Below are 6,106 nucleotides of genomic sequence, written 5' to 3'. Positions count from 1 at the left end.
CGAGGCGCTCGGCCTTGCTTTCGATCACCGCCAGCGCGTCTTCGGCCTGGGGACCAACCACGCAGGGCACGCCGCGCTTGAGGATCCCGGCCTTTTCGCCAGCGATCTCGGCCAGCGTCTCGCCCAGATATTGCTGGTGGTCGATCGACACCGGCGTGATCACGGTCAGCGCCGGTTTCGCCACGACGTTTGTCGCGTCAAGCCGCCCGCCAAGACCCACTTCCAGCAGCAGGTAATCGGCGGGGGTCCGGGCGAAGGCCAGGATTGCGGCGCAGGTGGTGATCTCGAAGAAAGTGATCGGCGTGCCGCCGTTCACCGCCTCGCATTCATCCAGAAGCGCCGCGAGGTCCGGCTCCGAAATCAGCTCGCCCGCCACGCGGATCCGCTCATGGAACCGCGCCAGATGCGGCGAGGTATAGGCGTGCACCGTCTTGCCCGCGGCCTCCAGCCCGGCGCGGATCATCGCCTGCGTCGAACCCTTGCCGTTGGTGCCCGCGACATGGATCACCGGCGGCAGGTCGTTCTGGGGATTGCCCAGTTTTTCCAGAAGCGCCCAGACGCGATCCAGCGTCAGGTCGATGATCTTCGGGTGCAGCGCCATCAGGCGTTGCAGGATGACGTCCGAGGATGCAGCGGTCACGATCAGGGCTCACCCGTTTCCGCGGCCGAAGGGGCGGCGGGGATGGAATCGGCGCCCTCGGCCGGGGCGGGAAGCTCGCCTGCCACCGCAGGCGGCAGGCCGGAGAGCATGCGCAGGATGGTGATCAACTCGCCCCGCATCTCCTTGCGGTTGGTGACGCGGTCCAGCATGCCGTGGTCCAGCAGATATTCGGCGCGCTGGAAGCCTTCGGGCAATTTCTCGCGGATGGTCTGTTCGATGACCCGGGGTCCGGCGAAGCAGATCAGCGCGTTCGGCTCGGCGATCTGGATATCGCCCAGCATCGCGTAGCTGGCGGTGACGCCGCCGGTGGTCGGATGGGTCAGCACGCAGATATAGGGCAGGCCCGCTTCCTTGAGCATCTGGATGGCGACCGTGGTGCGCGGCATCTGCATCAGGGACAGGATCCCCTCCTGCATGCGCGCGCCCCCGGCGGCGGCAAAGACCACCAGCGGCGCCCGGCGTTCCACCGCGCGTTCGCAGGCGGCAATCAACGCGTTGCCGACATACATGCCCATGGACCCGGCCATGAAGCTGAAATCCTGCGCTGCGGCGACGACCAGCTGGCGGCCGATCTCGCCCTCGGCGACCAGCATCGCCTCTTTCTCGCCGGTGGCCTTCTGGGCAGCCTTCATCCGGTCGGGGTACTTCTTCTGGTCGCGGAATTGCAGCGGGTCGGTGACCGGCTCGGGCACCGCCACCTCGCCGAAGATGCCGCCGTCGAACAGTGCCTTGAAGCGGTCGCGCGGGCTGATCGGCAGATGGTGCTGACAGGACGGGTTGGTGCAGACCTGAAGGTTATCGGTCAGCTCGCGGTGGAAGAGCATCGTCCCGCATTCGGGGCATTTGGTCCACAGGTTCTCGGGCACCTCGCGGCGCGAGAAAAGCGAGTTGATCGTCGGACGGACGTAGTTGGTGATCCAGTTCATCGGGTCTCCCCCTGCTGTTGGGTCCAGATAGGCCGGGACCCACGGGAATGCAACATCAGCGGCGTCTGAGCCAGAGGCGGCAGACCGCCCAGACCGCGACGGTGACCAGCATGTCGGCGACGAGCAGCGGGCGTGCCATCTCGGGCGCGAGATCGCCCGCCTCGAACAGCGCCAGCCCGTTCAGCGCGCCGGTGACGCTGAGCACCAGCATGGCCAGCACGTTGTTGGCGAAATGCAGGCCCCAGGCCATGCCCAGATTGCCGGTCCGTTGCGTCACATCCGCCGCGATCAGGCCAAAAAGCGCGGTCGAGCCGACGACCAGCCAGGCGTCGGCGCCCCGCTCCTCGGCGTTGTAATGGGCGAGGCCGAACAGGATCGCGGGCAGCGTCAGGTAGATCAGCGGCTGGGCTAAACGGGCGGCAAGCTGGCTTTGCAGATAGCCGCGGAATAGCACTTCCTCGGCCCCGGTCTGGACCAGAACACCCAGCAAAGCGAGCGGCAGGAAGGCCAGCCAGACCGAGACATCGGGCCGCAGGGTCAGGGGCGGCAGCATCGGCATCATCACGAGCGTAAGCCCGCCGCCGATCAGCGCCAGGATCACCAGGCCGGTGACGAAATCCCTGAGCACCGCGGGCGCCCGCCCCAGCAGGCTGCCCAGCCGCCGCCGGTGCAACAGACGGATCGCCACCCAGACACCGATCCAGCCACCGAGGAACCCGCCCAGCAGCAGGATCATCCCCCAGGGATCGGCCCCGGTGGCGACGCGGTAAAGCAGCCGGTCGAAGGGCACGCCCTGATACCAGGCGGCCAGCATCGCCAGCCCCACCATCCAGCCGAAATAGACCGCGCCGGTGATCGCCAGACCCAGCAGCGTGCGCCAGATCTGGCGCCGCGGCCGGGCCGGGGCGACCAGCGGCTCATAGCTGAGCGGGATCCCGGTCAGGCTCACGCCGCGGGTCTTTCGAAAGCGGCGCGGGCGGCGACCGATTTGGCGTGATGGCTGCAGTCCGGCAGATGGTCGTTCACCACCCCGGCGGCCTGCATGAAGGCGTAAATCGTCGTCGGTCCCACGAATTTCCAGCCGCGTTTCTTCAGGTCCTTGGACATGGCCAGCGATTCGGCCGTGGTCGAGACCCCGACAGGGCCCGGGTCACGCGGCTCGAAAGACCACAGATAGGCAGCGAAACTGGTGCCCGATGCCTGCAGGTCAAGCAGCCGCCGCGCGTTGTTGATCGTCGCCTCGATCTTGCCGCGGTGGCGGACGATGCCCTTGTCCTGCAGCAGACGCTCGACATCCGCCTCGGTGAAGGCGGCAACTTTCGCTGCGTCGAACCCGGCGAAAGCGGCGCGGAAGCCGTCGCGCTTTTCCAGGATGGTGCGCCAGCTCAGGCCGGACTGGAACGCCTCCAGCGTCAGTTTTTCAAAGAGCTTGCGGTCGTCGGCGACGGGATAGCCCCAATCGTCGTCGTGATAGGCCACATATTGGTCGGTCGACAGGCACCACCAGCAGCGGGGCTGGCCATCGGGGCCGGGTTCGGTTCGCATAGCACTCTCCGGTTGCGTCGGGTGGCATTGTCGGGGAAATCGGGGCAGGGTCAATCGCTGCAGACGGGGGGCGAGATGGACGGCTGGGGGAATTTCGCACTGGCGATGGCGGTGTTCATCGGCTCGCATGCGCTGACCGCGCGGCCGGGGCTGAAGGCGCCGCTGGTGGCCCGGCTGGGGCATGCCGGCTTCGGCCTCGCCTATTCGGCGCTGTCCATCCTGCTGCTGGTCTGGGTGATCGTCGCGGCGGGGCGGGCGCCCTATGTCGCCCTCTGGGATCCGGCGCCCTGGCAGGTCTGGGTGGCGGGGGCGCTGATGCTGGGGGCCTGCCTCTTGGTCGCGGGGGCGCTGGCCGGGACCAATCCGCTGAGCTTCGGCTCGCGCGCCGCGCCCTTCGATCCGGCGCGGCCCGGCGTCGCCGGGGTGACACGGCATCCGGTCCTCTGGGCGCTGGCGCTCTGGGCCTTTGCCCATGCCATCGCCAATGGCGACCTCGCGCATCTGCTGCTCTTCGGCCCGATGGGCCTGTTCGCGCTGGCCGGGATGGCCGCCATCGACCGGCGCAAGCGGCGCCAGATGCCCGAGTGGGAGGCTCTGTCGCGGAACACCTCGATCGTGCCGCTTGCAGGGCTGCTGACGGGTCGATGGCGGCCGGGCCCCCCGCCCGTCGTGCCGATGCTGGCGGGGGTGGCCGTCTGGGCGCTGCTGATCTGGCTGCACCCGCTGGTGATCGGGGTGGATCCGCTGGCCGGGCTCTAGCCTGGCGCAGGTTACTCCGAACCCAGCATCCGCTTGAACCAGCCCTTTTTCGGCGCCTCACCCTCAGCCGGAGCCTCGGCCTCGGCTTCCGGTGCGTCCTTCGGCCCCTCGACCGCATCGGCGAAGCGGCTGAAGAATTCATCGGCCATCTTGCGGGCGAACCCGTCGATGATCCGGCTGCCCAGCTGCGCCAGCTTGCCGCCGACCTTGGCATCGACGGTGTAGGTCAGCTTGGTGCCGTCGGTCCCGTCCTCCAGCGTCGCCGGCTCCAGCGCCACCTTGGCCTCGCCCTTGGCGAAACCGGCGGCGCCGCCCTTGCCCTCGCCCTGCAGCGTCAGGCTCTGGCCCTCGACGATATCGGCGAAGGTCACGAGACCGGTGAAGCGGGCCTTCACCGGCCCCACCTTCTGCACCACCGCGGCTTCATAGCCTTCGGCGACGCTGCCGGTCAGTTCCTCGCAGCCCGGCACCGCGGCTTTCAGCACCTCCGGGTTCAGAAGCGCGGCCCAGACCACGGCGGGCGGCGCGGCGATCAGGCGGCTGTCGTTCATCTGCATGCTGGTTCCCTCCCAAAGTCGCGGGCACCATAGGACAGCGCGTCAGACAGCGAAAGCAGGCTTTCGTCTGTCAGACCTTGGTCGCATGGGGCGCAGTGCCGGGGGACTTTCGTGGCGGTTTCGGGACGGCGGGCGGGCTGCTATCGTGGGGCCCGGTTAGCCGGAGACAGCCATGCCGCCCCTCGACTCCTTCGCCCGCGCCCTGATCGTCGATGACCACCCGCTGTTCTGCGACGCGCTGGCCCTGACACTGCGCGGCATCGCCGGGGTGGTCGAGGTCGACGCCGCCCATTCGCTGGGCGCCGCGCTGGACCGGCTGGAGGCCCCGCCCCGCCCGGAACTGGTGTTGCTGGATCTGGACCTGCCGGATGTCGAGGGGCTGGACGGGCTGATCCGCCTGCGCACCACGCATCCCGAGATCCCGGTGCTGGTGGTGTCGTCCATGGCCGAACCGCGGCTCATCCGCGCCGGTCTGGCGGCAGGCGCTGCGGGCTTCGTGCCGAAACACGCGGGCCGCGAGAGTTTCCGCGCAGCGCTGGAGGCCCTGGGCCGGGGCGAGACCTGGCTGCCCGAGGGCGTCGCCGACGAAGCCGACGATGGCGCGGCCGAGGCGGTGGGGCGTCTGGCGCAGTTGACCCGGCAGCAGGCGAAAATCCTGGAATTGCTGTGTCAGGGGCGGCTGAACAAGCAGATCGCCTTCGAGCTGTCGATCGCCGAGACGACGGTGAAGGCCCATGTCACGGCGATCATGCGCAAGCTGGGGGTGCAGAGCCGGACGCAGGCGGTGCTGATCGCCCAGCAGGCCCGTTTCGCCCATTTCGTCCCCGAAGGTTAAAGCCGGGTTCCCGGCTCCCAGCCGAGGCCGCGCAGCAGCTCGTCCGCCTCCATCGGCCGCTTGCCCTCGCGCTGGGCGCGGGTGATGGCGACGGCGCCGGTGCCGCAGGCCACGGTCAGGCCGTGGAGGATGGTGCCGGGGGGGCCGGTCTCGTCGGTGGCTTCGGCGTTCAGCAGTTTCAACCGCCCCGCCGGCGTGTCGCACCAGGCGCCCGGAAAGGGCGAGAGGCCGTTGATCTGGCGGGCGATCTGCGTGGCCGGGGCGGTCCAGTCCACCCGCGCCTCGGCCTTGTCGATCTTGGCGGCGTAGGTGACGCCCTCCTCGGGCTGTGGGACGGCCGTGAGGCTGGGCAGCCGGTCCAGCGCCTGAAGGATCAGCCGCGCGCCCAGCGCCGACAGCCGGTCGTGCAATTCGGCGGTGGTCTCGGTCGCGCCGATGGCCATCGCCTCGCGCAGCAGCACCGGCCCAGTATCCAGCCCCGCCCCCATCTGCATGATGCAGACCCCGGTTTCCGCATCCCCCGCCATGATCGCCCGATGAATCGGCGCCGCCCCCCGCCAGCGCGGCAGCAGCGAGGCATGGATGTTTAGGCAGCCGTGTTTCGGCGCGTCCAGAACCGGCTGCGGCAGGATCAGGCCGTAGGCCACGACCACCGCCACATCGGCCCCCAGCGCGGCGAAATCCGCCTGATCGGCGGGGTCCTTCAGCCGGGCCGGGTGGCGCACCGGCAGGCCCAGCTCCAGCGCCTTCGCATGCACCGGGGTCGGACGTTCCTGCTTGCCGCGACCGGCGGGACGGGGCGGCTGGCAATAGACGCAGACCA

At 69.2% G+C, this 6,106-nt stretch carries 8 protein-coding genes; 2 read left to right on the top strand and 6 right to left on the bottom strand.

Annotated elements, in window-relative coordinates; all coding sequences use genetic code 11:
* From VDQ18_RS22395 to VDQ18_RS22380, 4 genes are all read right to left on the bottom strand, one after another.
* Nucleotides 1–640, bottom strand: a 640-nt coding sequence (locus VDQ18_RS22395; protein WP_323023079.1) for a bifunctional folylpolyglutamate synthase/dihydrofolate synthase, incomplete at its 3' end; no start/stop codon positions are given.
* A gap of 2 nt (nt 641–642) precedes the next feature.
* A complete protein-coding gene (gene accD, locus VDQ18_RS22390; RefSeq protein WP_323023078.1) occupies nt 643–1,587 on the bottom strand; it encodes an acetyl-CoA carboxylase, carboxyltransferase subunit beta in 945 nt (314 codons plus the stop codon).
* 55 nt (nt 1,588–1,642) lie between these two features.
* The gene (locus tag VDQ18_RS22385) at nt 1,643–2,536 is read right to left on the bottom strand and encodes a type II CAAX endopeptidase family protein (RefSeq protein ID WP_323023077.1); all 894 of its coding nucleotides are present in this window, start codon (nt 2,534–2,536) and stop codon (nt 1,643–1,645) included.
* Entirely contained in the window at nt 2,533–3,132 is a 600-nt protein-coding gene (locus VDQ18_RS22380) for a DNA-3-methyladenine glycosylase I (protein WP_323023076.1), read from the bottom strand. Before VDQ18_RS22380 ends, VDQ18_RS22385 begins: the two co-directional genes overlap by 4 nt.
* A gap of 75 nt (nt 3,133–3,207) precedes the next feature.
* Here VDQ18_RS22380 and VDQ18_RS22375 point away from each other — a divergent pair, with 75 nt between their 5' ends.
* Nucleotides 3,208–3,891: an NnrU family protein gene (locus VDQ18_RS22375; protein WP_323023075.1), complete on the top strand. Its 684-nt coding sequence runs from the start codon at nt 3,208–3,210 to the stop codon at nt 3,889–3,891.
* A gap of 11 nt (nt 3,892–3,902) precedes the next feature.
* On the opposite strand, the gene VDQ18_RS22370 is transcribed toward VDQ18_RS22375, so the two are convergent.
* Nucleotides 3,903–4,448: a carbon monoxide dehydrogenase subunit G gene (locus tag VDQ18_RS22370; RefSeq protein WP_323023074.1), complete on the bottom strand. Its 546-nt coding sequence runs from the start codon at nt 4,446–4,448 to the stop codon at nt 3,903–3,905.
* 172 nt (nt 4,449–4,620) lie between these two features.
* Here VDQ18_RS22370 and VDQ18_RS22365 point away from each other — a divergent pair, with 172 nt between their 5' ends.
* Nucleotides 4,621–5,283, top strand: coding sequence for a response regulator transcription factor (locus tag VDQ18_RS22365; RefSeq protein ID WP_107754427.1), 663 nt, complete (start codon nt 4,621–4,623; stop codon nt 5,281–5,283).
* On the opposite strand, the gene fmt is transcribed toward VDQ18_RS22365, so the two are convergent.
* A partial coding sequence (fmt, locus tag VDQ18_RS22360) for a methionyl-tRNA formyltransferase (RefSeq protein WP_323023073.1) occupies nt 5,280–6,106 on the bottom strand: 827 nt, incomplete at its 5' end. The two genes, VDQ18_RS22365 and fmt, sit on opposite strands and share 4 nt — an antisense overlap.

The organism is Pararhodobacter sp. (assembly GCF_034676075.1).
Classification (GTDB): domain Bacteria; phylum Pseudomonadota; class Alphaproteobacteria; order Rhodobacterales; family Rhodobacteraceae; genus Pararhodobacter.
The sequence above is the reverse complement of the archived record's forward strand: the minus strand, read 5'-3'. Positions and strand labels throughout refer to the sequence as shown.

What these genes read in the sequence shown, in the direction of transcription:
- accD (WP_323023078.1), bottom strand. Translation starts at nt 1,587, where the DNA reads ATGAACTGGATCACCAACTACGTCCGTCCGACGATCAACTCGCTTTTC.
- VDQ18_RS22380 (WP_323023076.1), bottom strand. Translation starts at nt 3,132, where the DNA reads ATGCGAACCGAACCCGGCCCCGATGGCCAGCCCCGCTGCTGGTGGTGC.
- VDQ18_RS22365 (WP_107754427.1), top strand. Translation starts at nt 4,621, where the DNA reads ATGCCGCCCCTCGACTCCTTCGCCCGCGCCCTGATCGTCGATGACCAC.
- VDQ18_RS22375 (WP_323023075.1), top strand. Translation starts at nt 3,208, where the DNA reads ATGGACGGCTGGGGGAATTTCGCACTGGCGATGGCGGTGTTCATCGGC.
- VDQ18_RS22370 (WP_323023074.1), bottom strand. Translation starts at nt 4,448, where the DNA reads ATGCAGATGAACGACAGCCGCCTGATCGCCGCGCCGCCCGCCGTGGTC.